This is a genomic window from Desemzia sp. AGC72 (assembly GCF_057334175.1).
On record NZ_JBHFIG010000002.1, the window covers coordinates 114439 to 140470 of the forward strand.

The 26032-nt window shown below is 36.1% G+C and carries 33 protein-coding genes; 32 read left to right on the forward strand and 1 reads right to left on the reverse strand.

Annotated elements, in window-relative coordinates; all coding sequences use genetic code 11:
• Window positions 1-22: 22 nt before the first annotated feature.
• Window positions 23-556, forward strand: coding sequence for a hypothetical protein (locus ACE025_RS02115; RefSeq protein WP_485936991.1), 534 nt, complete (start codon window positions 23-25; stop codon window positions 554-556).
• A gap of 49 nt (window positions 557-605) precedes the next feature.
• Window positions 606-2333, forward strand: coding sequence for a terminase large subunit (locus ACE025_RS02120; protein ID WP_485936993.1), 1728 nt, complete (start codon window positions 606-608; stop codon window positions 2331-2333).
• Between the two features lie 56 nt (window positions 2334-2389).
• Here ACE025_RS02120 and ACE025_RS02125 read toward each other — a convergent pair whose 3' ends face one another.
• A complete protein-coding gene (locus tag ACE025_RS02125) occupies window positions 2390-2578 on the reverse strand; it encodes a hypothetical protein (protein ID WP_485936995.1) in 189 nt (62 codons plus the stop codon).
• A 65-nt stretch (window positions 2579-2643) separates the two neighbouring features.
• Here ACE025_RS02125 and ACE025_RS02130 point away from each other — a divergent pair, with 65 nt between their 5' ends.
• From ACE025_RS02130 to ACE025_RS02275, 30 genes are all read left to right on the forward strand, one after another.
• Window positions 2644-3867: a phage portal protein gene (locus ACE025_RS02130; protein ID WP_485936997.1), complete on the forward strand. Its 1224-nt coding sequence runs from the start codon at window positions 2644-2646 to the stop codon at window positions 3865-3867.
• A complete protein-coding gene (locus ACE025_RS02135) occupies window positions 3839-4411 on the forward strand; it encodes an HK97 family phage prohead protease (protein WP_485936999.1) in 573 nt (190 codons plus the stop codon). The genes ACE025_RS02130 and ACE025_RS02135 overlap by 29 nt, the downstream gene beginning before the upstream one ends.
• A gap of 2 nt (window positions 4412-4413) precedes the next feature.
• Window positions 4414-5784, forward strand: coding sequence for a phage major capsid protein (locus tag ACE025_RS02140; protein WP_485937001.1), 1371 nt, complete (start codon window positions 4414-4416; stop codon window positions 5782-5784).
• 6 nt (window positions 5785-5790) lie between these two features.
• The gene (locus tag ACE025_RS02145) at window positions 5791-6072 is read left to right on the forward strand and encodes a head-tail connector protein (protein ID WP_485937003.1); all 282 of its coding nucleotides are present in this window, start codon (window positions 5791-5793) and stop codon (window positions 6070-6072) included.
• Window positions 6044-6376: a hypothetical protein gene (locus ACE025_RS02150; RefSeq protein WP_485937004.1), complete on the forward strand. Its 333-nt coding sequence runs from the start codon at window positions 6044-6046 to the stop codon at window positions 6374-6376. The genes ACE025_RS02145 and ACE025_RS02150 overlap by 29 nt, the downstream gene beginning before the upstream one ends.
• A complete protein-coding gene (locus ACE025_RS02155; RefSeq protein WP_485937006.1) occupies window positions 6366-6707 on the forward strand; it encodes a hypothetical protein in 342 nt (113 codons plus the stop codon). Before ACE025_RS02150 ends, ACE025_RS02155 begins: the two co-directional genes overlap by 11 nt.
• A complete protein-coding gene (locus ACE025_RS02160; protein ID WP_485937007.1) occupies window positions 6700-7077 on the forward strand; it encodes an HK97-gp10 family putative phage morphogenesis protein in 378 nt (125 codons plus the stop codon). The genes ACE025_RS02155 and ACE025_RS02160 overlap by 8 nt, the downstream gene beginning before the upstream one ends.
• A 2-nt stretch (window positions 7078-7079) precedes the next feature.
• Entirely contained in the window at window positions 7080-7739 is a 660-nt protein-coding gene (locus ACE025_RS02165) for a hypothetical protein (RefSeq protein ID WP_485937009.1), read from the forward strand.
• 3 nt (window positions 7740-7742) lie between these two features.
• On the forward strand, window positions 7743-8135 hold the full coding sequence (locus ACE025_RS02170) for a hypothetical protein (protein ID WP_485937011.1): 393 nt from the start codon (window positions 7743-7745) through the stop codon (window positions 8133-8135).
• A gap of 11 nt (window positions 8136-8146) precedes the next feature.
• On the forward strand, window positions 8147-8368 hold the full coding sequence (locus tag ACE025_RS02175) for a hypothetical protein (RefSeq protein ID WP_485937013.1): 222 nt from the start codon (window positions 8147-8149) through the stop codon (window positions 8366-8368).
• Window positions 8369-8417: 49 nt separating this feature from the next.
• Window positions 8418-11342, forward strand: coding sequence for a phage tail tape measure protein (locus tag ACE025_RS02180; protein ID WP_485937015.1), 2925 nt, complete (start codon window positions 8418-8420; stop codon window positions 11340-11342).
• The gene (locus ACE025_RS02185; protein ID WP_485937017.1) at window positions 11335-12054 is read left to right on the forward strand and encodes a phage tail protein; all 720 of its coding nucleotides are present in this window, start codon (window positions 11335-11337) and stop codon (window positions 12052-12054) included. Before ACE025_RS02180 ends, ACE025_RS02185 begins: the two co-directional genes overlap by 8 nt.
• A 1-nt stretch (window position 12055) precedes the next feature.
• A complete protein-coding gene (locus ACE025_RS02190; protein WP_485937019.1) occupies window positions 12056-13651 on the forward strand; it encodes a phage tail spike protein in 1596 nt (531 codons plus the stop codon).
• 35 nt (window positions 13652-13686) lie between these two features.
• Window positions 13687-15441 carry an SGNH/GDSL hydrolase family protein gene (locus tag ACE025_RS02195; RefSeq protein ID WP_485937021.1) on the forward strand — a complete coding sequence of 585 codons (1755 nt, stop codon included), beginning with the start codon at window positions 13687-13689 and terminating at the stop codon, window positions 15439-15441.
• Window positions 15442-15510: 69 nt separating this feature from the next.
• Window positions 15511-15993 carry a hypothetical protein gene (locus ACE025_RS02200; RefSeq protein WP_485937023.1) on the forward strand — a complete coding sequence of 161 codons (483 nt, stop codon included), beginning with the start codon at window positions 15511-15513 and terminating at the stop codon, window positions 15991-15993.
• Between the two features lie 62 nt (window positions 15994-16055).
• Window positions 16056-16394 carry a hypothetical protein gene (locus ACE025_RS02205; RefSeq protein ID WP_485937025.1) on the forward strand — a complete coding sequence of 113 codons (339 nt, stop codon included), beginning with the start codon at window positions 16056-16058 and terminating at the stop codon, window positions 16392-16394.
• Complete coding sequence (locus ACE025_RS02210; RefSeq protein ID WP_485937027.1) at window positions 16384-16665, forward strand: phage holin; 282 nt, start codon at window positions 16384-16386, stop codon at window positions 16663-16665. Before ACE025_RS02205 ends, ACE025_RS02210 begins: the two co-directional genes overlap by 11 nt.
• Before the next feature lie 2 nt (window positions 16666-16667).
• Window positions 16668-17678: a peptidoglycan-binding protein gene (locus ACE025_RS02215; protein ID WP_485937029.1), complete on the forward strand. Its 1011-nt coding sequence runs from the start codon at window positions 16668-16670 to the stop codon at window positions 17676-17678.
• 412 nt (window positions 17679-18090) lie between these two features.
• Entirely contained in the window at window positions 18091-18636 is a 546-nt protein-coding gene (locus ACE025_RS02220; protein ID WP_485937193.1) for an ATPase, T2SS/T4P/T4SS family, read from the forward strand.
• On the forward strand, window positions 18590-19660 hold the full coding sequence (comGB, locus tag ACE025_RS02225; protein WP_485937031.1) for a competence type IV pilus assembly protein ComGB: 1071 nt from the start codon (window positions 18590-18592) through the stop codon (window positions 19658-19660). Before ACE025_RS02220 ends, comGB begins: the two co-directional genes overlap by 47 nt.
• Window positions 19657-19986 (forward strand): competence type IV pilus major pilin ComGC, encoded by a 330-nt coding sequence (gene comGC / locus ACE025_RS02230; protein WP_485937033.1) that lies wholly within the window; start codon window positions 19657-19659, stop codon window positions 19984-19986. The genes comGB and comGC overlap by 4 nt, the downstream gene beginning before the upstream one ends.
• A gap of 15 nt (window positions 19987-20001) precedes the next feature.
• Window positions 20002-20439 carry a competence type IV pilus minor pilin ComGD gene (comGD, locus tag ACE025_RS02235; RefSeq protein ID WP_485937035.1) on the forward strand — a complete coding sequence of 146 codons (438 nt, stop codon included), beginning with the start codon at window positions 20002-20004 and terminating at the stop codon, window positions 20437-20439.
• Window positions 20426-20773: a hypothetical protein gene (locus ACE025_RS02240; RefSeq protein WP_485937036.1), complete on the forward strand. Its 348-nt coding sequence runs from the start codon at window positions 20426-20428 to the stop codon at window positions 20771-20773. Before comGD ends, ACE025_RS02240 begins: the two co-directional genes overlap by 14 nt.
• A complete protein-coding gene (gene comGF, locus ACE025_RS02245) occupies window positions 20709-21218 on the forward strand; it encodes a competence type IV pilus minor pilin ComGF (RefSeq protein WP_485937038.1) in 510 nt (169 codons plus the stop codon). Before ACE025_RS02240 ends, comGF begins: the two co-directional genes overlap by 65 nt.
• Window positions 21211-21582: a hypothetical protein gene (locus ACE025_RS02250; protein WP_485937040.1), complete on the forward strand. Its 372-nt coding sequence runs from the start codon at window positions 21211-21213 to the stop codon at window positions 21580-21582. Before comGF ends, ACE025_RS02250 begins: the two co-directional genes overlap by 8 nt.
• 186 nt (window positions 21583-21768) lie before the next feature.
• Complete coding sequence (locus tag ACE025_RS02255; protein WP_485937042.1) at window positions 21769-22830, forward strand: M24 family metallopeptidase; 1062 nt, start codon at window positions 21769-21771, stop codon at window positions 22828-22830.
• An 83-nt stretch (window positions 22831-22913) separates the two neighbouring features.
• Window positions 22914-23471 carry an elongation factor P gene (gene efp / locus ACE025_RS02260; RefSeq protein WP_485937044.1) on the forward strand — a complete coding sequence of 186 codons (558 nt, stop codon included), beginning with the start codon at window positions 22914-22916 and terminating at the stop codon, window positions 23469-23471.
• 61 nt (window positions 23472-23532) lie between these two features.
• Window positions 23533-23958: an Asp23/Gls24 family envelope stress response protein gene (locus tag ACE025_RS02265; RefSeq protein WP_485937046.1), complete on the forward strand. Its 426-nt coding sequence runs from the start codon at window positions 23533-23535 to the stop codon at window positions 23956-23958.
• Window positions 23955-24389 (forward strand): transcription antitermination factor NusB, encoded by a 435-nt coding sequence (gene nusB / locus ACE025_RS02270; protein WP_485937048.1) that lies wholly within the window; start codon window positions 23955-23957, stop codon window positions 24387-24389. Before ACE025_RS02265 ends, nusB begins: the two co-directional genes overlap by 4 nt.
• Window positions 24390-24509: 120 nt before the next feature.
• Complete coding sequence (locus ACE025_RS02275; protein WP_485937050.1) at window positions 24510-25970, forward strand: FAD/NAD(P)-binding protein; 1461 nt, start codon at window positions 24510-24512, stop codon at window positions 25968-25970.
• Window positions 25971-26032: the final 62 nt, after the last annotated feature.

Sequence of the window (26032 nt, forward strand, 5' to 3'; positions counted from 1 at the left end):
AATATTTAGGAGAGATTATACAATGTATGAAAAGTTTTTTCTTGATAGTACCGAGCATTTTCAATGGGCTAGTATCGCAGCTATAATATCATTTTTAACTTTTATTTCTTCAGTAGTATCTATTTTTTTGTCTAATAAACAAGCTAAGGCTAATAGAGAAGCAAATACTTTAGTTAAAGAAAGATTGGATGAACTAAATAGATTAAGAAACGAAATCACTATTGCAACTTCGGAAATCAGCTTATATATAAGCAAAAACAATAATAACGTCAAGAATGGACTTGTAAAAAGAAATGATAATATTATAAATTCATTACAATTACAATTTGCTAAAATAATTCCCCTTCTATACAAAAAAGAGAAACATGTATACAATTTATCAGGTTTGCTTAACACTAATAGGCTGCAATTAATAACTTTAAATAAAGTGAAAAATGCTAATAACCTTGAGATAGATAAGTTAAAGGATGCTCTGACAGAGATACTAATTAGAACAGATTTAGCTTTAAATGAATATACCAATAAGGAACAAGAAAAAATAAGAAAAAGTCTTTAAGTCACTCATATGAGTGGCTTTTTATTATGCCTGGAGGTGGTGAGCATATGTGATTGAACCAGGTATCAACTATGCAGATATTTATGCTAAACAAGTTAGAAAGAGACCTAAAAAATTCCCGACAACTGTTAAAGATGCAGTAAATCGTTATTACAGATGGAAAAAGAGAAAAGATATTTGGTTTGATGTTGATCGCGCCAATGAAATGATGGACTGGGTTGAAACTTTTGTACGTCATACAAAAGGTGATATGGCCGGACAGCCATTCATTCTTGAAGATTGGGAAAAATTCATCTATAGCAACATTTATGGTTGGGTCCATTACAACGAAAAAGGCAAAGTCGTACGTGTCATTCGTGAGGCTTATATACAGATACCCAAAAAGAACGGAAAAACGTTAGTCGGTGTCGGTGCATTAGGTTATTCCATGTATGGCGAAGGCGTTCTTGGAGCGGATTGTTACTGTTGTGCTAGTGATTTTAATCAAGCGCAGTATGCAGCCAAACCATTCGCCGCTACTATTTTAAATCATGATGCTTTATTGGATAGTTCTCATATATATAAAGGTGCAAAAGGAACAATTTCTTCAATCACGTATGAATACATTTTCGAAGATTTAGCTTATATTAACCAATTCATAGTAATGTCTAAAAATATTCAATCTATCGAGGGCTCCAACCCTCATTTTGTATTGAATGATGAACTCCATGCACAAGAAAACATGGAACAATATGACAACTTCAAGTCTGCTCAAATCTCGCGTGATGAACCTATTATGTTTAATATCTCAACTGCAGGTAAAGGTTCTTCTTCAGTTGGAATGCGTGTCTACCGAGAAGCTAAAGCAGTGCTTAAAAATGATGATAATGATTCAAGCTTTGTAATGATTTGGGAACCTAACAAAGGTTATGACTGGACCGACAGAAAAGTTTGGGAAATGGTCAATCCTAATATTGGTATCTCCGTTACGATGTCAGCGTTAGAAACGGAATTCATTACTGCAGCAAGATCAGCACATAAGAAAGCAGAGTTTTTATCGAAGCATTTAAATGTATTCGTGAATGGTGCAGAAAACTTCTTCGAGCAAGGGCAAGTCGAACATACTTTAGTCTCATCGGAAGAATTAGGAAACCTGGAAGGAGAAACTTGCTATCTAGGGTTAGACCTATCCAAGACAACCGACTTGACCTGTGTGAGTTTAAACTTCCCAACGTTCGATGATGAAGGAAAAGCAATCTTGAAAGTGAAGCAAATGTACTTCATTCCAAATGAAGACATTGAACATAGGGAGCAAGAAGATAATGTTCCATATCAAGATTTAGCTGAAAAAGGATTTGTAACATTTTGTGATGGTAAGATGATTGACCAGGATCAAGTGCTCGAATTTATAGTAGAATGTATGGACCTTTATGACGTCCAGCAATTAAATTATGACCCTGCTATGTCTCAAAAATTAATTGAGAAATGCGAGAACTTAGGTCTTGAGTGTGTAGTCGTCAATCAGTATCCAAATGTCATGAATGCAATGATTGATGATGCAGAAAGATTGGTTTATGAACAACGATTATTCACAGATAATCCATTGTTTATTTATTGTGCATTGAACATGGTAGTGATAACAAACATAAACGGAATGAAAGGTCCTTCAAAGCGACAATCCAAAAAGAAAATTGATGGATTTGTGGCTTTTTTAGTTGCTCATAAAGAAACGATGATGCAAATGGATGACTTGGATGAAGATGGAATGGATGATTTATTAGAGAGGATATATAGATAATAATACAAAAAACTAATAAAGCCCTACACCATCAGTGATCGGGCTTTATTATAAAATTATCGTTTATTTTGGTAATTAGCCCTGTAATTTTTTATTGATTCTCTTACTTCCAAAACAGTATCCATGTATAAAAAAGTAATTTCTTCGACTGTTTTATTGGATAAATCTTGGTTATTTAAATAAAGCATTGCTAAAGCTTCAGTTCTGTTGCTTGGAAATGTACTCAATGAAACATCGTTAGCCATTTATATCACCTCTTTTCTTATTACATTTTAATCTTTATGCAAATAAATAACAAATAAATTTTTAAATGAAAGGCGGTGAGACATTGGGATTACGAGATATATTTTCTAATTATGTAATGAGACAAATTGAAAAGCGCGGACTCATTGAAGACATAGTTTCCGGATCAGTTCGATTCGGTGGCGTATATGTTACAAATGAAAATATTTTAAAATCAAGTGATGTTTATGAATTGATGCAAGATATCAGCAACCAAGTTATGTTAGCTGATTTAGTCATTGAGGATGAACATGGAAATGAACTTAAAGAACATAAAGTACTGAAACATTTGAAAAGACCCAATTTTTATTTAACACAATCTGAATTGATCAAATTAATGACAAACGTTTATTTGCTAGATGGAGAAGTATACCCCACTTATGATGGAGAACAAATTCATTTGGCTAGCGGTGTAGAAACAAAAATTGATGATCGTTTAATTGAACATTTTAAAATTGGTGGTACTGAGATTCCTCAAGGGATGATTAGACATATTAAAAACATGGGAAATGATCACCTCAAAGGTGTGGGGTTGAAAGAGCTGGGAAAAAACACACTAGAAGGTGTTATGTCAGCAGAAAAGGTTCTAACTGATAAGTATGCTAAAGGTGGATTGATGGCTTTCTTGCTAAAGTTGGATGCTCATATCAACCCAAATAATGGAGCTCAATCTAAATTGATCAATGCAGTATTGGACCAACTTGAACAAATTGACGAATCAAGATCAGTCAAGATGATTCCATTGGGAAAAGGTTACTCGATTGAAACCATGAAGAGTCCAATAGATGATGATAAAACGTTGGCGTACCTCAATGTTTATAAAAAAGATTTAGGTAAATTTCTAGGAATCAATGTTGATACTTATACAGCGTTGATGAAGTCCGACTTAGAAAAAGCCATGATGTACCTGCATAACAAAGCGGTCCGTCCAATCATGAAAAATTTCGAAGACCATCTGAGTCTTCTTTTTTTCGGTCAAAATTCTAAATTAAGGGTTAAGTTCAAAATCAATATTTTGGATTTTGTGCCATATAGTACGAAGACAAATATTGGGTACAACATTGTTAGAACGGGAATCACTAGTCCTGATAATGTTGCAAACATGCTCGGGTTTGATAAACAAAATACTCCGGAGACTCAAGCAATCTATATTTCGAATGACTTATCTAAAATCGGAGAAAAGAAAGCTACAGATGATTCATTGAAGGGTGGTGATGAAGAAAATGTCGAAAAAGGAAATGAGAACATTTGATATCACTAATCTAACAGCTCGTGATGGAGATGAAGGAAGCTCGAATGTTATTAGCGGTTATGCTGCTGTATTTAATTCGAAAACCATCATAGGTGATTGGTTCGAAGAAATCATTAATCCAGGAGCCTTTTCAAAAGCAATCGCAAGCGGAGATGTAAGAGCTCTATTCAATCATGATTGGGGAAACGTTCTTGGTCGAACTAAGAGCGGTACGCTGAAACTCGAAGAAGATGAACGAGGGTTAAAGTTTGAAGTTGAGTTACCAAACACAACAGTAGCTCGTGATCTGAAAGAGAGCATGCAACGCGGTGATATCAATCAATGTTCTTTTGGATTTATCCCTACCGAAGAATCCTGGGATTATTCAAGCGAACCTGCATTAAGAACGATCAATGAAGTTGAATTATTTGAAGTGTCAGTAGTTTCGTTACCAGCTTATGATGAGACTGAAGTAGCGATTGTCCGTTCTAAAGAATTAGACAAAGAAGTTGAACAAAGAAAAGCAATTCTAAAAAATATAAGAACCCTATTGGAGGAAAATTAATCATGAATAAAACATTATTATTGGCACTACAAAAGAGAAACAAAGAGCGTCTAGGGGAATTAGAAGCGAGAGTTAAAGATCCTGAATTACGTGCTGCAGATTTACCAGCAATTGAAGAAGAAATCAAAGAAATCTCTAAACAATTGCAAGAGATTGCTGATGAACTTGCTGAAGGTGGCGAAGGTGAAGAAGGTTCTGAAGTCGATGGATCAGCAGAAGGCGGAGAAGGTTCAGAAGGACGTTCTGGAGACGAAGCAGATGAAGGTTCGGAAGAGGGCGAAAATCGTTCTAAATTTCCTTTAGCAGATCCTGAAAATCGGTCAGCTGCACAAAACGCAATTGCAAATGCATTATCAACTCGTGGGCATAAATCATCAGCTAAAAAAGAATTAGAGCAACGTTCTGCTTTTGCAAAATTTGTAGTTGGTCAAATTGACGAGACAGAAGCTCGTGCTTTAGGCGTTGAAACAAATAACGGTTCTGTTTTAGTTCCAGAGGTTGTTGCTAAAGAGATTATCACATATGCTCAAGAAGAAAACTTATTACGTAAATATGGTACGTCAGTAAAAACAAACGGGAATGTTAAATATCCGGTATTAGTCAAAAAAGCAAAAGCTAATGCAGTTAAACAAGAACGTCATATCGTTCCTAATCCAATTACAGAAACGGACATCGAATTCGATGAAATCTGGTTAGAACCAACAGAGTTTGATGCATTAGCAACTATCTCCAAAAAATTAGTTAATATGGCTGATCCTGGTTATAAAGTTGAGGATATCGTAATTGAAGAACTTAAAAAGGCATATGTTCGTAAAGAAGCTGATTACATGTTCAACGGTGATGATCCTAAGGCTATTAATGCTGGAGCATTATCTAAAAAAGCACGTGCATATTACGAGGCAGTCCCTGTAAACGTAGGAGAAGAAAATTGGTCACAAAGATTACAAGATGAATTGACTATTCTAACGGGTGAACCAGTCACAGATGTCATTAAAAAATCTATGTGGATTGTAAATCGCGCAGCATATAACTTGTTGAATCGAATGACAGATTCTAACGGCCGCAAACTATTAACTAGAGGTCCGAACGGTATTTTTGAATACGATGGTTTTCCACTTGATTTCACAGATGATGCAAACAAATCTGAATCTGATGCAACTACTCCGGTATTTTATTTTGGAGATTTCAAGTCCTTCCATGTTCAAGACGTAATCGGCGTATTACAAATCCAAAAATTAGTAGAGAAATACTCAGATACGAACCGTATTGGGTTCCAAATTTACAATTTAGTAGATGGACAATTGGTTTATTCTCCATTCGAGCCGTCTGTATTCCGTTACGAAGTAGGAGCTACAGCACCAACAGAGGGGTAATAGCTTATGGCTGAAACTGAATTAACCTTAGAAGAAAAACTTAAAAAGCACATATTATGGGAAGAGGGCATGGATAAATCTATGCTCTCTTTTTATATTGAATCTGCAAAAGATTACGTCAAAAATGCAACTGGTGGTCAGAAAGAATACCTGGTCATTATGGTTGCGGGAATCATGTATGAGTATCGTGTAGCTGAAAAAGAGCTAGGAGAGGCCTTAGATGCTATGACTCCTTTTTTTGTCCAGGAGGTGTTTTCTGATGGCCAAGAGACAGACCAACAAACTTAAATGGTTAGCTGATTTGATGAAATTAACCGAGACTATTGATCCTGATACTGATCGAGTGAAAGTTGGTTACGAAAAACAAAGAAATATTCGCTATGAGAATCTTGGCGTTACTGCAACTGACAAATTCACTACTAAAGATTCAAATGAAGTGATCAAAAAAATTGAAACAAGAATTGATCGTGAGATTGAGAATAATCAAAAAGGTTATCGTATTCAGATTGGCGATAGAGTCTATCAGATTGAGCGCATCTATACGCGTGAGGAAGATCAAGTGATGGAGGTGTCGTTGTCCTATGCCAATTAACTTTCAACAACTCAGAAAAATATTGAAATCTTTGGAGCCGGGTATAAAAGCATATAGAGATGAAGCACCAACAAGCGCAGTCTACCCATACATTATCTATGAATTTGTCAATGAGGGTAAAAAAACAGCTAGTAATTCTGTCCTTTATCGTAAACCCTTGTATTTTATCGCGGTAATTTCTGATGGCACTGAGAGCGATTATTTACCTTTACAAGAGGCGTTGGAAAAAGCAAACGTTCCCTATGAAGATTTTACAGCCGGTCCTTTTGAAGAAGAGAACGACTCTAGGGTCACTCAATACATTACGTATGTGAGGTGTATTAATGGCTAACAACAACGGTTTTGCAGATGCTATGAACAAAATAAATACTCTATTAAAAGTTAGCGACTCAGTTTCGAAAGATGCGCTAGAAGAAGCTGCAAATTATTTTGTCGATCAGCTAAAACCAGCGCTAAGAAAATCAAATATGAGCAAAACTCATCAGGTTGATCAATTAAAAGTTAAATTTGAAGGTGATAAGTTTGTTGTCTATTTTGAGAAAGATGCCTGGTATTGGTTTTTAGATGAAAATGGACATAAAAAACGAGGTGGAAAAGGTAGAGTCAAAGGTACTCATGCTATAAGAAATACTTTTGACAAGAATGCTGAAAGACTCGGAGAAATTATGACTAAAAAAATTATTGATAAAATGGAGGGCTAATAATGCCAAAAGTACAAAAAGAAATCCAATACTCAGTTGGGATTGAAGACCTATTGATTTGCATGATGGAAGAAGAAGACACGGCTGATACATTACCAACTTACTCAGATACGATTTATTCTCAATCTAATATCGTTTCATTAGGTATTTCAGCAGCAACCACTAACTTTGTTAAGTGGGCAAGTAATAAAAAGATTATTAGCATCACAAAAAACACATCTTTCGGTTTAACTTTTGCTTTAGCTGGTTTAAATAGAGAAGTGAAAGATGAAATTTTCGGGAAAGTACCAGAAAAAGGTATTACTTTCGAAAAAGCCAAAGCAATTAGCTATCCTAAATTTGCAGTTGGGGCTATTTTCCCGTTAAGCGACGACGAAAAAGTTATTAGATGGTATCCAAAATGTTCTGTAGCTCCGGTGGAAGAAAGTTGGGCAACGCAGAATGAAGAAATGACTGTAGATGATATTACTTACACTATTACTGCAGATCCTTTGTTAACTAATGATGTTACCCAAGCGGAATTAGACACCGGCAGAACAGGTGCAATTACTGCAGAACAATTTTTAAATCAAGTAATTACTGATGAAGAACAACTTGAAACACTATTTCCTGGAACAACTGAAGGTACAACTACTGAAAATATTGAAGGAGTAGGTGAATAACAAATGCCTAAATTGTCTTCATTAGTTAATACGAAACTCAACAGAGAAACAGTGATGATCCAAGGAACACCGATCCCTGTTTCATTTTCAATGAAGTCATTTCCGATTTTAGAAAAAGCTTATGGCAAACCTTACGCCATATTTGAAGCTGAAATGAATCAGATGATGACAAAAAACAACGGCAAAGTATCTCTAGGAACAAAGGAAGTTCGATTGATGAACGCTCTCATCTATACAATGATGAGGACAGCAGATGTGGATTGTACAATGGCCGAGGTAGAAGGGGCTATAAGTATTCACGATTTACAGGGAGTTTTTCAAGTGGTTTTAAATATATTCGCTAATCAAAACTTTCAAAAGAAAGATATGGATCGGTTGAAAACTGAAAAAAAGTAAAAAATAAATTTATGAGTAAATCCCAAGAAGAAGATTATGAGCTTCCTTGGGATTTTTATTTGTATATTGGACGGACTTTATTAGGTTACAGTGACGAATACTTTTGGGAAGTAACGCCTAACGGTTTGTTAAGACAGTATATAAAACATCTAGAATACACAAATCCTGACGCACTGAATAAGGAAAAAGTTATTTACACACTTGATCAAACACCATTTTTCAAAAGAAAGTAGGTGAGAGTAGTTGATAGAAAAAGCAAGTAGTGTAGTCCTCAATTTTAAAATGGATGGACAGGTTCAATACGCCCAGACACTGAAGCAAATTAATTCAGTAATGAATACTGCAGCTAAGGAATATAAAAACCATGTTGCTGCAATGGGGAATGATGCATCAGCAACGGACAAGTTAGCTGCTGAGAAGAAAAAACTTGAAATCCAAATGGAAGGCGCACAAAAAAGAACTAAAATGTTGCGTGCTGAATATGAAGAAATGGCTAAAGATACTAATACTACTACTGATCAGTTAACTAAAATGTATGGGAAAGTATTAGACTCTGAACGTGCAGAAACTTCATTAGAAAAATCACTTGAAAGAGTAAATGAAGGTTTATCTGAGCAAGCCGTGGAATCTAGAAATAACAAAGATGAAATAGAGCAATTGACTACAGAACAAAGTTTGCTTGAAGCTCAGTCTAAAAAATTAACTTCTGAATATAAGTTGCAATCTGCAGAACTAGGCGAAAATGCTAGTGAAGCAGAGAAGAATGCATTAGCGCAAGAGCATCTAGGTAAACAAACAGAAATAGCTGAAAAACAAATTTCTAACATGGAAAAGCAGTTAGAAATAACGAAATCAGAATTTGGCGAAAGTTCAGAAGAAGCTATCAAGATGGAAACAAAGTTGAATGAGGCTAAAGCTGCTTTCAATAATCTTGGTGATGAGATGAAAGATGCCGGGAATGCAGCTGATAACACTAATGGTCAGTTAGAAGGAATCCAAAACACTTTGAATGCAGAAGCTTTCATGAATGCCAGTGAAAAGCTAGGTGAAATAAGAGACAAATTAATTGAAATCGGGCAATCAGCGCTTGAAGCGTTCGGTATTGTCGATGAAGGTTTAGACATCATCGTTACTAAAACAGGTGCTTCCGGAAAAGACATGGCTGTAATGGAGACAGCATTCAAAAACATAGCGTCTTCATTACCTATTGAAGATTTAAGTTTAGTTGGTGAAGCTGTAGGTGAAGTTAATACTCAATTTGGATCGATGGGTGAAGAGTTAGAGAAACAATCTGCATTGTTGTTAAAATTCTCTGAGATAAACGGCCATGATGTAACAGATAGTACTATACAAGCAAAACAAGCGATTGAAGCATATAGTCTCTCTAACGAAGATTTAGAGTACGTTTTAGATTCAGTCACATCAACTGCTCAAGCAACCGGTCAAGCAACTCAAGATTTATTCAAAAAAGCTGTTGAGGGAGCTCCTCAAATTAAAGCTCTAGGACTTGAGTTTGATCAAGGCGTTGAACTTATGGGTAAATTCGAAAAATCTGGTGTCGATTCTAGTGCAGCGTTAGCGAGTTTATCAAAAGCTAGTGTAGTCTACGCAAAAGATGGAAAGTCGTTAGAAGAAGGTTTGAACGGAACAGTAAAAGCAATTCTTAGTGCAAAGGATGAAACTGAAGCACTTACTATTGCCAGTGAAGTATTCGGCACAAAAGGCTCAGTACGTATGTTAGATGCTATTCAGCGTGGAGCGATTTCTTTCGAAGGGCTAGGCGCGAATATTGAAAATATCGCAGGCATTACTGAAACAACTTTCGAAAATACTTTGGATCCAATTGATCAAATGACTATAACAGCTAACGATGCGAAGTTAGGTATGGCTGATTTAGGAGGAGCGATTGCCGAAACGCTCGAGCCAATACTTAGAGCTCTTAGTCTAGTTATCCAATCCGTTACAGGATGGTTCAGCAATTTAAGCCCAGGTATGAGAGAAGTCATCGTAATAATAGGTTTAGTAACTACAGGTGTAGCAGCAATACTTCCGATACTTGCTGGATTAGCAGCAACTGCAGCATTCGCCGGCACGTCTATAGCTGGACTGATACTTTCTGCATTACCAATTGTTGGAATCATTGTTGGTGTGATTGCAGCTATTACAGCCGTCATAGTTGTGATTCAAAATTTCGGCACGATAGTTGATTGGATGAAAGAAAAGTTGTCTTCTTTAGGAGTAGACACTGGCAGTATTTTTTCATCAATTCAATCGATCATAAGCAATGTAATACAATCAGTATCTGGGTTCGTAATGAGTGTTTGGGGGACTTTAGTATCTTGGTGGACTCAAAATAACAGACTCATTTTGCAAACGGCGCAGGTAATTTGGTCAACAATTATATCCACTATCCAAAATGCTTTTAACATTTTAGTACCAATTGTTCGTTTGGCGTGGTCTGTAATTTCTGGAGCAACCTCCGTAGCATGGTCGCTAATAAAAGGTGTTGTGACTACTGGAATAAATGCAGTATTAGGGATTGTAAAAATGGTCATGCAAATCTTGACAGGAGACTGGCGTGGCGCATGGACTTCGCTCTGGACAATTTTAGGTGGAATTTTAAAAAATATCATCAATACCGTGACCTCGACATTTAACTCGATACTTTCTAGCGCGACAAACATTTTTGGAAATATACTTTCTATCGGAAAGTCAATCTGGGGGAAAATAGGCAACGCCATCATGAACCCTATTGAAAAAGCGAGAGAAACTGTAAAGAAAGCAATAAATGCAATAAAAGGATTTATGGATTTTGATTGGTCATTGCCGAAAATAAAGCTACCTCATTTTAGTGTTAGTGGATCAGCAAATCCAATGACATGGTTATCTGATGGAGTTCCCAAGATTAAGGTAGATTGGCGAGCTAAAGGAGCTATTTTTACACAACCAACAATTTTCGGAGCAACTGGTGGAAGATTACAAGGTGCTGGAGATGCAGGTCCTGAAGCAGCCTTACCACTTAATGATGAAACACTAGGTGCAATTGGTCGCGGGATCGCATCAACAATGAACGTAAATCAGCAACAAAGCGGAGATGTGTACCTACAGATTAACGGGCAAACATTTGCTAAAATTGCTGGTCCTTTTTTTAGTAATTATAATGGCCAGGAAATTAGAGTAATCGATAGGGGGTTAGCGCGTGATTAATCAAATAACCTTTTTAGGAGAAAAGTCTTTAGCAGACAGGGGTTACCATATTAATAGTGAAGATAAAGACATAGGTGATCCGTCTAAAATTAAACTTATTAGACGGGCAGCTTTCTCCAACCTAGATTTAGATTTTTCAGGAATTTACGGAGATCAAAAATACACAAACCGATCTTTGAAATATCCATTTCATGTGTTAGACAAGAAAAATCTATCTCGTGAAAAAATGTTGGTAGAAAAAACAAAATTGATTAATTGGTTGATGAACAGCGATGGAAAACAAAAGTTGTACGATGATGAATATCCTGGTTATTATTTCTTAGCAGAAGTAGTTGATAAAGCAGCTTTCCAAGATGATTGGGAAACAGGGATTGTTACTGTTACTTTTGATGCTTACCCTTTTATGATTTGTGAGATTGCCGAAGGAAACGATGATTGGGATGAAATTGATTTTGAGTTCGATATTTTACAGCCTGTTAGTTTTGAAGTTGCCGGGAGCTTAGAAGTTCTAATTGAAAACGCAGGAGTTCCAGATGTTTTTCCGGAAATCACCGCAGATTCTAAGTTTACGATTATTGCCTCAAATGGTTCCTATGAAGTGCTGCCGGGTGTTACAAAATCTTTAGACTTCAGCTTCGAGAGTGGAGAGAATAAATTCACTCTGGTTGGTAATGGATCCATCTCCTTTGAATTTTATAAGGAGTTGATTTAATTTGTATCGAGTAAAAATATTTGATGGTCCAGAAGATGAAAAAGGTACCATCATACATTCGCCTAAACTTAATGAATTGAAGTTAGACGAAGGAAGTATACAAAAAGCGATTAACAAAATTGATAGCTTCGACTTTTCTTTCAATCCTTACAATCCTGGATACGGGAAAATAAAGCCGATTTTAACTCTTTTGAATGTCTTTAATACAAAGACCAATAAATATGAATTCGAAGGCAGGGTGCTTACTCCTTCAGATGAGATGAGCACCTCTGAAGAATTCTCCAGATCTTTTATTTGTGAAGGTGAGTTAGGGTATTTACATGACGCACCACAACAGCATGTAGAGTACAGGGGAAACGTCTATAATTTATTAAAAATTCAGCTGGATTGCTACAATAGCCAGGTAGAACCTTATAAAAGGTTTTATATTGGAAATGTTACTGTTGAAGATCCAAATGATTTTGTGTATTTGTATTTGTCTGATGAAAAAAGTACATTTGACTCCATCCAAGATACATTAATTAATAGATACGGCGGAGAATTACAAATAAGAAAAGTAAATGGGGTTAGGTATTTAGATTATCTGGAGAGAATTGGCTATGACTCGCCAGTTGAGATTAGATTGGCTAAAAATTTATTATCTATATCTCGGAAGGTAGACCCTACAAACGTGGTATCTCGATTAAAACCCTTGGGGGCGAGAATTGCGTCAGAAGACGAATCTGCAACAGATGCCAGTCAAGCTAGAATAACTATTGACTCAGTAAATAATGGTCTACCATATATTGATAGACAAGATTTAATTGATGAATTTGGTATTAGAGGAGGAACACAAGTATTTGATGACGTCAACAGTGCAACGTTAGTTAAAAGCAAAGGACTTGACTGGTTGAACAAACAAAAGACTATTCTAAGTCAATACACAGTTGGGGCTTTGGATTTATCTAAAATCGGATTAGATATCGAAGGGTTCGATGTAGGGAATACTCATCAAACAATCAATCCAGTTATGACTATTAACGAACGTCTTCGAATCATCGGTAAAACTATCGACATAAATGCCCCTGAAGAAGATAAATTGACGATCGGTGATAAGTTTAAGACCGCTAATGAATATCAGTCTGATTTAAATAAATCAAATCAGAAAGTAGTAGAATTACAAGAGTTGGTTGAAAACCAGAGTACAAGACTCGTGACGTTGGCTAAGGACTATGTGGCGATCAGTCAAAATATTGAAAAGGTACAGTTAACCTTAACAAATATTAATGCTGAGAATCTTCCCCAAGAACTAAAAAGTATTAATGATGTTCTGGAAGGTATACAGGAATCAATTGAAGAGTTACCTATTTACGATTTGGCCACGTCTGAAATAGCCGGATTAATGAGTTCTGAAGACAAGAATAAATTAGATGATCTAAAAAAATATAATGTGGCTACAATTTCTACAAATGGATTGATGAGCAAAGAAGATAAAGCAGCTTTAAATAAATCAATCATCGATATCGGAAACACCGCGTTGTTAAACACTGTTGCTAAAAGTGATTTAGTCGCAGCTATCAATGAAATAAATACAAAATTAATAGCATTAGAGCCTTAGTCGAGGCTCTTTTGTTTTGTAAAGGAGTGAGTTTTTTGGCCGTTAATCCAAAAATTAAGCAATTAGCTGAATATATTCGATCAAAAAGAAAAGCGAGAGATGTCCGAGAGAGTATCTCTAGTGGATTAGAAAGTATGTCTGAAGATGTTGTCGAAAATGAGACTAGACAGTCAAAAGTTGAACAGCAATTCCAAGTAGTTCTAGATGAAACCACAGGAAAAGATGTTATCAGTGCTCCAGAATTATTAGCAGCAAGAATAGGAGTAGATGGGACTGTTTATCCTAACGCTAAAGCGAGAATTGATGCTGAACAGAATGAAACTAACCGACAGTTGGCACAAACAGAAAAGAAAAAAGCCGATGTGACGTATGTAGAGACTCTTATCTCACAAACGACTAATGGGGCTATAAAGGGGAGTTTTACAACTTATCTTGAATTAACGACTGCCTATCCCAATGGTATAGACACAGGTCCTTTTTTAGTCAATGAGAATAGTAACAGATACATCTGGGATGTAAACAAACGTAAATGGGTCAGCATAGGTCCTTACGAACCCGCTGAAATTGCCGATAAAACTGTCTCCGAACTAAAGACGACTTTTATGGAAGTGTCGGATGAGAAAGATGTGACAGTTAATTTAATCCCAGATGTATTAGGGACGTTGGGAGTATACTATGACCCATCAACAGGGAAACCTGTCACGAATGATCAGACTATGACATATAAGGCTACTGGAAAAATAACTAAAGGCGATTTTGCTACGATGAAAAGTTTCGGAGTCCAATCATGGATCTTTTTCACGAGCGCAAATATTCGCATAAGTTCTCAAGAATTGAATCCTGATGTCGTTACAGAACTAGCTTTTCCAACAGACACTGCTTATGTAATTGGAAATATAAAAGATTTTTACTTTCCAGTTAACGATCCTAATAGAAGCCCTTATCCAAAAGGGGTAGCGACTGCTACTATTGTAAAAACAAATCGAAAATACAATATAAAAGATTTAATTATAGAGGATGAAAATTTATCTGAAGAAATTAAAGCTACTATTGAAAAAGAAAAACAAGGTAAATACGCAGGTAAAATTGTTGTCAATTTAGGTGATAGCATCATTGAAGCTACGAATCCAAGCATATCCGATGTTGTAGCGGATGAATTGGGTTCTACCACAATAAATGGAGGCTTCGGTGGCTGTATGATGTGTCCGCATCCTAATGCGGAATATGCTAAATTTAGTATGACAGCTGTTGCAGAGGCTATTGCCACTGGAAACTGGTCAATACAGGAGAATGCAACAGGAGTTCCAGCTGCTTTTAAGAACACTGTGGCCAGACTGAAAGCAGTTGATTGGACTCAAGTTTATTGCGTCGTTATTAGCTACGGTACTAACGATTGGTTGAATAGCAATCCTTTAGATAATTCGAGTGACAAATACGACAAAGCTTCGTACCTAGGCGCATTAAGATACAGCATCAGAAAATTATTGCAAGCCTATCCTAACTTAAAAATATTGGTTACTGCTCCTATTTTTAGATCCACAAACGACCGTACAGAAAACTCTACGAACTGGAAAAATGGAAGTGGATTGTTGATGAGCGGTTATGTTGAAGGTTTAAACATAGTTGGGAAAGAACTTTTTATTCCTATAGCCGATACATTTTTCGGTTTAGGATTAAACGCATGGAATGAATCGTTCTACTTCCCTGCAAATGACGGTACCCATCCAAATGCTATAGGGAGACAACTATTAGGGCAAAAGATAGCGAGCACTATCAGATATGTTTATTAATATAGAACCAAACTGCGCGTTAAATAATTCCCATTTTTTTAAATAGTATTGATATACTTATTATAAAAAATGGGAGTGGTAACTATTATTGATAATGTAACTTATGATTTAGGGAATATATGGGATATGTTAAGTGGGGTGGGTACAGTAGGAGCGGTGATGGTCTCGTTGGTTTTAGCGTCTAGAGATTCAAAACCTAAAATGAATGCACAACTATCAATTGGGAAAAAAATGAGGAGATTTTATCAAATAATTTTAACTAAAGAAAATTTGAGTACATTTACTATTATAAGTGTTGGATATTATCATTACTTTAGGAAGAAAACTATCCAACTAAATGGTGAAGATTATTTTCGAGTCTTGAATACTGAAAATAAGACTGTGGGACGTGGGTTGCCGTATGAATTTTCAAGCAATAACATTGTAAAGATAGTAGTAGAAGAAGAAATTATGACTAGTATTCTAAATAAAAAAGTTAGGTTTTATGTAACAGATATTAATGGTAAAAAATATAAAACGAACAAGGTTTTGATACAAGATTTAAGAAGATAATAGTGACAAAGGTAGTCGAGAAATCGGCTGCCTTTTTATATTGAAAAAAGGAGAGTGAGAAATTGGAGTGGTTAAAATACATTACCGAGACAGCTACGATTATTTCAGGAATCATCATAATTGGTAGTGCACTGATTTGGATTTATAAAAAGTTGGTGTCCGATCCTGATAAAAAAATAGCAGAGATTATTCAAAGGGAGAATTCAGAAGTTTTGAAACAGACGGTGGAACCATTGACTAAATCAATAGAACTTTTGAATAGTAATTTAGCTGAAAGCGCTAGAGATAGATTGCAACTGAACGAAAAAATGAATAAGCACAATACTTTTTTATACAACCACGAGACCAGAATTTCTGTATTGGAAGACTGGAAAAAGGAGAGAAAACAACATGAAGATTAACTGGAAAATCAGATTTAAAAACCCGCAATTTATTGCTCAATTGATTGTGGCCATCTTTATCCCAATACTAACTTATGCAGGTATCACAGCTCAGGACATCACGTCTTGGGCTATTTTATTGGACTTAATGGTCGATGCTATATCTAACCCTTACGTTTTGGTGATGGTAGCTGTCTCAGTCTATAACGCAGTAGTTGATCCAACGACGACTGGTTTGTCAGACAGTCAACAAGCTTTAACTTATAGCGCACCTAAAAAAGGAGGAAAATAATCATGGCAGTAGTAGAGTTGCAAACACTATTAGATCGGTCAACAAAAAATATGGGTTCAGGAATGAATTCAGTGGTGAAAGAGTCAGCTTTGGAAGTCATTCGACGTGCCTATGAAAAAGGGATCTATGTACAATTATCTGCAGGTTTCAGATCATACGCAGAACAGAATGCACTGTACGCAAAAGGAAGAACTAAACCAGGTAGCGTAGTGACCAATGCGCGTGGTGGTTATTCAAATCATAATTTCGGTTTAGCGGTTGATTACTTCTTGACGGACAAAGAAGGCAAAATAGCACACTGGGACATTAGAAAAGACATGAACGCTAACCAGGTAGCTGACTGGATTGAAGTAGCTAATATCGCAAAAAGTTTAGGCTTCAGCTGGGGAGGAGATTGGAAGTCATTTCCAGACTATCCTCATTTAGAAATGACTGGTGGTTTGTCCACTGCACAATTAAGATCCGGTAGTCGTCCTAGATTAGTTTCAAAGATTTCTAAAGCGACAACTCCTGGAGTGAGCAAACCAGCTCCGAAACCTGCAGCTAAACCAGTTGCTAAAAATCCGGAATCAATCGTTGACTATTTGGATCTAAAAAAAGAAGATAGCTCATTTAAGAATCGAAAAAAAATCGCTGAATTGCACACTATTAAAAACTATACCGGAACTGCTGCTCAAAACGAACAATTACTAAAATCAGTGAAGAAAAATGGTATCTATCCTAAAAAAGCAGTACCAGCTAAACCTGCAGCTAAAAAGTACCCGTTGCCAGATGCAACTTATTGGGTTAAGAAACCACAGTTCAGCGGTACAGGCGTCAGACAGGTTCAAGAAGCGTTAGCAAGCATTTACTTCTATCCTGAAAAAGGTGCGAAGAATAATGGAATAGATGGTTACTACGGTACTAAGACTGCCGATGCAGTTAAGAGGTTCCAATCAGTCAATGGTCTTAAAGCTGATGGAGATTATGGTCCAGCAACTAAAAAAGTGTTGGATAAGAAAGTGAATAAGTAAAACAAAAGCCTCTACCATAATCGGTAGGGGCTTTTTTAGTTTAAAAGGGGAAACGATTTAACCAAACCGTCATTTTATCTAGTGTTGTGGTTAAACACTGATCATAATAAAAATAAAAACTTTCATCCATAAATACATACAAACAATAAAGATGCATTTTTCTCTCTAATTTAATACAAGAATCTTCTGAGGTAATCTCGTAAATTAATTCATCCATTGCTAACTTCCCTTTTTATTTTTAATATACGCATAAAAACAGATATTCATTTTTAAGTTTATAAAAGGGGCAAAAAAGGGGCAGAACGCGCCCCTTTTTATCATCTCTCATCTTTAGTTATCCAAATTATTTTTAACAAACGCTTATAAATCAACTTTTATCTTCTGTGTACTTCTTTAGTCAAAAATACAAGTTATCACCGTCGAAGATCCGGTCGAAATAGAAGAACCCAGTTTTTTACAATGCCAAGTAAATGAAAAAGCTGGCATCTCCTATTCGACTTTGCTGCGTTCAAGTTTACGCCATCATCCAGATGTATTGATCATTGGGGAAATCAGAGATGAAGAAACAGCCAAAATGGCGATACGTGGAGCATTGACTGGACATTTGATCATGGCGAGCATACACGCTAAAAACACGTTAGGCGTCCTTTCTAGACTTGAGGAACTGGGAGTCTCCAAAGAACAGCTGCATCAGTCTTTATTAGGAATCATTTATCAAAAACTGATTCCGCGATTCTGTCCGCTGTGCCAAGGGGATTGCCACTTATCTTGCCCACACTATGACATTGCAGACAAAAGAGCTGCCTTATATGAAGTTTTATCCAAAGAGCAATTAGAGCAAGTTGGACGTCATAAAGAAACTTACCCGTTGAATCGTACATTTAATAGTTTGTTGAGAAAGGCGACTTCATATGGATATATCAGCGAAGGAAATTGTCAAAAATACCAAATTCCATAAAGCCAAACGAGACAATGTTCAAGCTTCTTTTTTATTGAAATTGTCAAAATTGACTGCAGAAGGATTTGTTTTAAAAGAAGCGCTGCAATTTTTAGCAACGATCATGCCAAAAGAAAAAGAGTGGATAAGAACTATTGTAACAGGTCTGGAAGGCGGGAAAAGATTTGATGAGATGCTGAAAAAAGTAGGGTTTCCAGAACGTATTACCGCACAGATATATTTGTCATTGATCCACGGCCGTTTTGCAGAAGCTCTACAGTCTAGCGGAAAATATCTGAGCGAAAAAAGTCGACAGGAAAGACAGCTTTCTAAGTTGTTGCAGTATCCTATTCTTTTATTAGGATTCATGTCTGGAGTCGTGTTGGCTATTCGAATGATCTTGCTGCCAAATTTATTATCGTTAGGCATAGGAGATACTAAAAACAACTCCGTGATTACGTTTTTAGCCGTATCTTTTGTCCAATATTTCCCATATTTGCTAGTTTTCTGTGTATTGTTTCTTGGGAGTATAGGAAGCTTTTTTTACTACCGTCTTAATCAGCAATCTGCCATAAAAAAAGCAGTCACATTAACAACAATTCCTTATTTTGGAAGGATGATGCGATTATATTATACAAGCTATTTTAGTTATGAATGGAGTCAATTATTTAAAAGCGGCTTGCAATTGAATGAGATGATTCAGTTGATGCAGACGAATTCGGCCACAAAATTAATGCAAGAAGTAGCATCGGGAATAGAGAAATCTTTGATGGAAGGAAAGAATTTTAAACAATCAATGGAGGAATTCACTTTTTTTAATGAAGAGTTAGGGTTGATCGTCCTCCATGGAGAAGCTACCAGTCAATTAGGTAGCGAATTAGCAGTTTATTCAGAGGATTGCAAGCAGCAATTGACTGAAAAAATAGAAAAGAATCTATCATATATTCAACCAATCATGTTTGTTTTGATAGCGCTCATTATTTTATGTGTTTACTTAGCTTTGTTGTTGCCTATGTATAGTTTATTTGAGGGGGAAACGTTTTGAAAAAAGTCCCAAAATTATCTGATAAAGGGTTCACATTAATTGAAATGATCATTGTTCTTTTTGTTATTTCAGTGATCATGCTGCTGATTATTCCTAATATTTCCAAAAATAAAGAATCGATTGATACAAAAGGGAATGAAGCGTTTGTTACAGTAGTCCAAACGCAATTGGATCTGTACACGATGAATGAAGGAGAAGCTGGATTGACAAATGAAAATACGTTCAGTTCTCTACACGAAGACAAATATTTAAGTGAAAATCAATTCGAACAAGCCAAATCTATTTTAACAGTCACTAATGGACAAGTGGCATTAAAAGGCAAATAGGTGGAGGTAGAGGTTATGCTCAACAATCAAAAAGGTTTTTTATTACTGGAAAGCTTGTTGGCTTTAGCAATTGCTGCCAGCTTACTCTTGATCCCACCTTTACTTTCTAGAAAAGTAATTTCTGCAACAGAAGGGGAACTTTTCAAACACCAATTGGAAAGCAGTATTACAGCTACACAAAATTATGCTGTACTGTCAGGTAAAATGACAAAGATGGAATTGTCTCGTCAAAACAAAAAAATACAATTTAGTTTGTTAAATAGTCCGGAGCACTCTTTTAATCATACATTGATTTTCCCTGCTTCTGTCTCAGCTCTGAGTACAACAAAAGTCTTTCACTTTCTCGGAGGAAGCGGCAATATCAGAAACCTAGATTCTATGTCTTTTGTTATTGACGGAAAAAGAGCTGTATTCAAGTTCCAAATGGGAAGTGGCCGTTATGAATGGGAATAACAGGATGAACGAAAAAGGCTTCTTGCTTTTCGAAGCGGTCTTGTCTTGGGTATTGATCACAACGTGCTTGATGATTTACTTACCTATGCTGGTCAATCTGCTAACCACTCTTCATTTAGCTAGGAATGAGTTGGAAATGGCTAGAATCGGTTGTGAGCAAATTCAAAAATCAGTAGTGGAAGAGACAATGGATGAGGAATGGAAAACAAATGGCAAGATATATAACATTAGCGAAAAAACAGTTAGTGGCCGAAAAGGAATATGGGTCTATGAAGAAGAACAAGTATGGACTCTGCAATTGGAAAACTTCAACATTGTGTCCTCTAAACCCTAAAGGATTCACACTTATTGAAGCTGTAGCCGCTTTATTTATTTTTACGCTTTGTTTGTCTTTATTTTCTGTAGCTGCTAAACAATTGAGTTCTATCCAAGATGCACAATTATCAGATAGGCAATTAGAATGGCACTTATTTTTAAATCAATTTGAATTTGATTTAAAAGAAAGCCAATTAAAAGAAGTACAAAGTGAGAAAATCACTTTTAACCGGCCGGTTCCAAAAACTGACGGAGTAGAAATAGTGTCCTATGAAAGAAGACTCCAAAAACTTCTTCGAAAAGTGGGTAATGAAGGATACCAGCCTATGTTGATGAAATTGAAAGAGGTTTATTTTCATTTAGACCAGTCATTTTTAACGATCAAAGTAGAATTCATAAATGGAGAATCATACCAATCTCAAATTGATCTTACTGATCATATAAAGGGGACTAATGATGAATGAAAAAGGAGCAATATTGCCTTCTATAATTGTCTTTGTGTTTTTATTAATTGTAGTCATGTTGGGAAGTGTTCAAGTTTATCGAAATCAAATGTATCAACTGCTCGCAACAACAGAAGCTTACGAAGCTAAAAGTATGTTGTCTTATACAGAAAGAGAATTGCTGTTCAGCTCAATGGATACAGAAATGCTTCAAACAGGCACGGTTACATTTAACAACGGAAAAGTCTATATTACAAAACTAGATTCGACGCATTATCAATTGAAAGCAGTGACGACTAATCAATTTTCTTTAGACAAACAGATGATTATCCCAACTTTAGAAAGCAAAACAGGTGAAACTGAAGAAAATTCAAATTTACCATAAGAAACAAATAGAAACTGCGCGGCAAGTTGAATGTTTAGAGTGAAAAATAGAAACCAGAAATAATTGTCTCTTTCTTTAAGAGGCAGTTATTTTTTTGCTTGTCTTACTTTAGCCATAGTATTGGTTTTTAAGACGATACAAGTGGTGTATACTGTAAGTAGATGTAAAATTAAGGAGTGAAGTGGAATGACACGATTAGATAGATTACGAACTGAAATGAGAAATAAAGGATTAGACGCATTATTGATTACTAGTCCTTACAATTTGCGTTATGTTTCTAACTTTACAGGAACAACAGGGCTAGCAGTAATTACTTTGAATAAGGCCTATTTTGTAACTGACTTTAGATATACTCAACAAGCAAGTACTCAAGCGATTGATTTTGAAATTGTTCAAAATTTTGGTTCAATTTATGATGAAGTTTCTAGAATCGTAACAAAAGATTCAATTGACCAATTAGGATTTGAAGAAAATTTTATTACTTTCAATATCTATGAATTATTAAAAGAAATTATTCCATGTGAACTGGTCCCGGTCGCTGGATTAGTAGAAGAATTGCGTGAAGTAAAAGATGAAAATGAAATTGCAACAATCAGAAAAGCTTGTGAGATTGCTGATTCAGCATTTAAATTTATTCTTGGAGAAATAAAAACAGGTTTGACGGAAATTGAAGTAGCAAATAAGCTAGATTTTCATATGCGCAGCTTAGGCGCAACAGGAGTCTCATTTGATACGATTGTAGCTAGCGGAGTTCGTTCTGCTATGCCGCATGGAGTAGCCAGCGAAAAACGAATTGAAATGGGAGACATGATCACGTTAGATTTTGGCTGTTACTACCAAGGATATGTTTCAGATATGACACGTACATTTGCCATTGGAGATCCAGGTCAAAAATTGAAAGACATTCATCAGTTGGTTTTAGATGCTCAGTTGATGGTCAATGAAGCGGCTAAACCTGGAATTACAGGTGTTGAACTAGACGCTGTTGCTCGTAACTATTTTGCAAAATATGGGTTTGCAGATGCGTTTGGTCACTCTACAGGACATGGAATTGGTCTTGAGATCCATGAAGGCCCAAATGTTTCTCGTCTAGCTGAAAAAGCTTTTGTACCAGGAAATGTTATCACGAATGAACCTGGTCTTTATTTCCCAGACTTAGGTGGGGTTCGAATTGAAGATGATTTAGTGATTACTGAAACTGGAAACGAAGTCCTTGTACATTCTCCTAAAGAGTTGATTATTCTTTAATCCTATTAGGATTATTAATAGTCAGAACGCTTAAAACATGGTAAACTGGAGAAGAATGATAAAGGATTGTAGGAGGAAATTAAATGATTTCAGTAAATGATTTTAAAACGGGTTTAACCATTGAAGTAGACGGAGGTCTTTGGCGTGTCGTGGATTTCCAACATGTTAAACCAGGAAAAGGTGCAGCATTTGTCCGCTCTAAGCTAAAAAACTTACGTACTGGTGCAATGCAAGAAAAAACTTTCCGTGCGGGAGAAAAAGTAGGAAAAGCACAAATCGATAACCGCCGCATGCAATATTTGTATGAAAATTCCGGCTCATACGTATTCATGGATACCGAAAATTACGAGCAAATAGAATTACCAGGTGATTCTATTACAGACGAACTAAAATACTTGAAAGAAAATATGGAAGTTCACGTCATCATGTTTGGCTCAGAGACATTGGGAGTAGAGCTTCCTAATACAGTAGAATTAAAAGTTGTTGAAACAGAACCTGGTATCCGTGGAGATACTTCTTCAGGCGGAACAAAACCAGCTGTATTAGAAACAGGAACATCTGTTAACGTACCGTTCTTTGTCAATGTGGATGATGTGTTGATCGTCAATACACAAGATGGATCATACGTTTCTAGAGCTTAAGCATTCCATACTGCTCAACTAAGATTTATTATCGTGATAGAAGAAAAGGAGGAGGGTTTTTATGGCTCAAGATTCAACATATGCTGTAAATGATACTAAAGGATCACTTGGAGAGATAGAAGTAGCTCCAGAAGTTATTGAAGTGATTTCTGGTATTGCAGCCAACGAAGTTGATGGCGTTTACGCTATGCAAGGCAAATTAGCTTCAGGCGTAACCGAATTATTTGGTCGTGTGAACCACAAAAAAGGGGTACACTTGACACAAGATGAAGAAGGTTTGAAAGTAGACATTTACTGTTACTTCAAATATGGAGTCTCAGTCCCATCTGTAGCACTAGAGATTCAAAGCAAAGTACGAGATCAATTACTGCAAATGACAGATATTGAATTGAACGAAGTGAATATTCATATTGTGGGTATCGTACCTGAAAAGTCAGCTATCAGCGACTTGTTAAATATAATGGATGAAGACGGTGAAGAAGAGTGAGTCTTACAAGACGAGATATAAGAGAAAAAGCGCTGCAATCACTTTTTCAATTGTCTGCGAATGAAGATTTGTCTAAAGAAGTAGCTATGCAAAAAGCATTAGCCAACAATTCCGAAGACAAGGAAGAGCTTGAAGATATTGAGATTCCCTCGTACCTGAATGAATTGGTATCAGGCGTTATTGAACAGCAACAAGTGATTGACAGCAAAATCAACAGTCATTTGAAAAACTGGTCTATCAATCGTCTGGCAAAAACAGATCTTTTAGTAATGCGAATTGCTGTATATGAAATGCTTTTTGTAGAAGAGGTACCTAATAAAGTAGCATTGAACGAAGCCTTGGAAATTATCAAACGTTACAGCGATGAAAAATCCAGCAAATTCGTCAATGGTATTTTATCTAATATGATCGAAGAGAAAAAAGAGGATTAGTCCTCTTTTTTTTATTTTTTGAAAATGCAACTAAAAGAAAGCTTAAAAAAATAAAAGCACAATGTTACACTGAAAGATGAAAAAAATAGTGTATGTAAAAGAATAGGAAGAACTAGGTGTATGAGGAAAATAGCGATTATAGGAGCAGGGGTAGCTGGAGTAAGTGTACTGAATGCACTGCTCAAGAACTCTTATTATGTAGACTGTGAAGTAGTGATTTACGATCAGCAAAAGACATTTGGGACCGGCTTGCCTTTTCAACATGATGATGAACAGTTATTGATCAATCAAACAGCAGACACCATGAGTTTGATTCCAGAAGATGCTCTTGATTTTGTCAACTGGCTTAACAGGGAAAAAGGAATAGCTGATGGAGCTAAAGAAAATTTTCCTCGATCTTGGTATGGAGAATACCTCAAAGAACATTTAAAGAAAGCTGTAAAAGCGATCAAACCTACTATCATCTATGAGTATGTACTCACTGTAAGAGTAGAAAAGAATGGGAACTATATCATTAAAACGGCATCTACATCAGAGAGATACGACATAGTACATTTGTGTACAGGACATTTGCCGTACCAAGATCCTTACCAGTTGATTGGTGAAAATAATTATTATTACCACCCTTATCCCTTACAAGAGTCTCTATCAGTGATTCCTTCTAGAGCTCGTGTCGGAATCATTGGAACAGGTCTGACAAGTATTGATATAATGAGGTTTTTAAAATCTCGAAATAAAGAGTACAAGATCCAATTTTTTTCTCGAACGGGTAGATTTTCTTTATACCGAGAGTTGGAAAGTGAATTGACTTTGCACTATTTGACTATGGAAAATTTGAATCGTGCAAAAAAAGAATATAACGGTCATGTCCCGTTAGAAACGATAAAAGAATGGTTTTATTTAGAATGCTTTAGTAATGAAATAGATGTTAAAGAGTTGCAGATGTTGTATGGAAAAGGAACGAAAGATCAACTAAAAGCTCAGCTTTTAAAAGGGAATCAGTTAAGTGCATTGCAAACGATTATTTACAAATTCGACCCTTACTTAGCAGAATTTCTTCAAGCTTTAACCGTTGAAGACAAAAAAATATTCTTTTCTCTTTACGAATCCCAGTTTAATCATTTCCGAACTCCCATGCCTAAAGAGTCTCTTCAGTCTTTATTGGCATGGTGGGATAGTGGAGAAGTGGATGTTGTGACTGGTTTACAGAATGTTGAAGTTACAAAGTCGGGTTTTAACATGCTTTTAAAGAATGCAAAAGTGATCCAAGTAGACTATCTTATCAATGCAACAGGACATGATTTAGCTATGAAACCAAGCTTATATCAAAAGGAGTTGATCAATCAGCTGATTGATGAGGAAATTATCCAAAGTTCAAATTTTGGTGGGATACAAGTAAGCTGGCCAAATGCAGAAGTGATCAGTCCTCGCTATGGTCAGTTGAAAGGTTTTTATGTGCACGGTCAACTGATCAAAGGAACTCAGTATGTGAATAGTGCTCGTGCTATCATGCTGAGGGCTCGCTTAGTAGTGGATGAGTCTATAAAAGATTGGGCACAAAAAGACGTTCAAATAGTTTGATCTTGTTCAGACGTAAAAAAGTCCGTTTTAGGGGAAAATTCAAAAGCATCTCTCAAGCTGTA

Bases quoted from the DNA above. Each gene is read 5' to 3' on its own strand.
- ACE025_RS02275 (WP_485937050.1), top strand. From the start codon at position 24,510: ATGAGGAAAATAGCGATTATAGGAGCAGGGGTAGCTGGAGTAAGTGTA.
- ACE025_RS02115 (WP_485936991.1), top strand. From the start codon at position 23: ATGTATGAAAAGTTTTTTCTTGATAGTACCGAGCATTTTCAATGGGCT.
- ACE025_RS02210 (WP_485937027.1), top strand. From the start codon at position 16,384: ATGAAGATTAACTGGAAAATCAGATTTAAAAACCCGCAATTTATTGCT.
- ACE025_RS02140 (WP_485937001.1), top strand. From the start codon at position 4,414: ATGAATAAAACATTATTATTGGCACTACAAAAGAGAAACAAAGAGCGT.
- ACE025_RS02240 (WP_485937036.1), top strand. From the start codon at position 20,426: ATGAATGGGAATAACAGGATGAACGAAAAAGGCTTCTTGCTTTTCGAA.
- comGD (WP_485937035.1), top strand. From the start codon at position 20,002: ATGCTCAACAATCAAAAAGGTTTTTTATTACTGGAAAGCTTGTTGGCT.
- ACE025_RS02160 (WP_485937007.1), top strand. From the start codon at position 6,700: ATGGCTAACAACAACGGTTTTGCAGATGCTATGAACAAAATAAATACT.
- efp (WP_485937044.1), top strand. From the start codon at position 22,914: ATGATTTCAGTAAATGATTTTAAAACGGGTTTAACCATTGAAGTAGAC.
- ACE025_RS02135 (WP_485936999.1), top strand. From the start codon at position 3,839: ATGTCGAAAAAGGAAATGAGAACATTTGATATCACTAATCTAACAGCT.
- ACE025_RS02265 (WP_485937046.1), top strand. From the start codon at position 23,533: ATGGCTCAAGATTCAACATATGCTGTAAATGATACTAAAGGATCACTT.
- ACE025_RS02200 (WP_485937023.1), top strand. From the start codon at position 15,511: ATGGGAGTGGTAACTATTATTGATAATGTAACTTATGATTTAGGGAAT.
- ACE025_RS02180 (WP_485937015.1), top strand. From the start codon at position 8,418: ATGGATGGACAGGTTCAATACGCCCAGACACTGAAGCAAATTAATTCA.
- ACE025_RS02175 (WP_485937013.1), top strand. From the start codon at position 8,147: ATGAGTAAATCCCAAGAAGAAGATTATGAGCTTCCTTGGGATTTTTAT.
- ACE025_RS02155 (WP_485937006.1), top strand. From the start codon at position 6,366: ATGCCAATTAACTTTCAACAACTCAGAAAAATATTGAAATCTTTGGAG.
- ACE025_RS02145 (WP_485937003.1), top strand. From the start codon at position 5,791: ATGGCTGAAACTGAATTAACCTTAGAAGAAAAACTTAAAAAGCACATA.
- ACE025_RS02250 (WP_485937040.1), top strand. From the start codon at position 21,211: ATGAATGAAAAAGGAGCAATATTGCCTTCTATAATTGTCTTTGTGTTT.
- ACE025_RS02215 (WP_485937029.1), top strand. From the start codon at position 16,668: ATGGCAGTAGTAGAGTTGCAAACACTATTAGATCGGTCAACAAAAAAT.
- ACE025_RS02165 (WP_485937009.1), top strand. From the start codon at position 7,080: ATGCCAAAAGTACAAAAAGAAATCCAATACTCAGTTGGGATTGAAGAC.
- comGB (WP_485937031.1), top strand. From the start codon at position 18,590: ATGGATATATCAGCGAAGGAAATTGTCAAAAATACCAAATTCCATAAA.
- ACE025_RS02125 (WP_485936995.1), bottom strand. From the start codon at position 2,578: ATGGCTAACGATGTTTCATTGAGTACATTTCCAAGCAACAGAACTGAA.
- comGF (WP_485937038.1), top strand. From the start codon at position 20,709: ATGAAGAAGAACAAGTATGGACTCTGCAATTGGAAAACTTCAACATTG.
- ACE025_RS02170 (WP_485937011.1), top strand. From the start codon at position 7,743: ATGCCTAAATTGTCTTCATTAGTTAATACGAAACTCAACAGAGAAACA.
- ACE025_RS02150 (WP_485937004.1), top strand. From the start codon at position 6,044: ATGGCCAAGAGACAGACCAACAAACTTAAATGGTTAGCTGATTTGATG.
- ACE025_RS02130 (WP_485936997.1), top strand. From the start codon at position 2,644: ATGAAAGGCGGTGAGACATTGGGATTACGAGATATATTTTCTAATTAT.
- ACE025_RS02255 (WP_485937042.1), top strand. From the start codon at position 21,769: ATGACACGATTAGATAGATTACGAACTGAAATGAGAAATAAAGGATTA.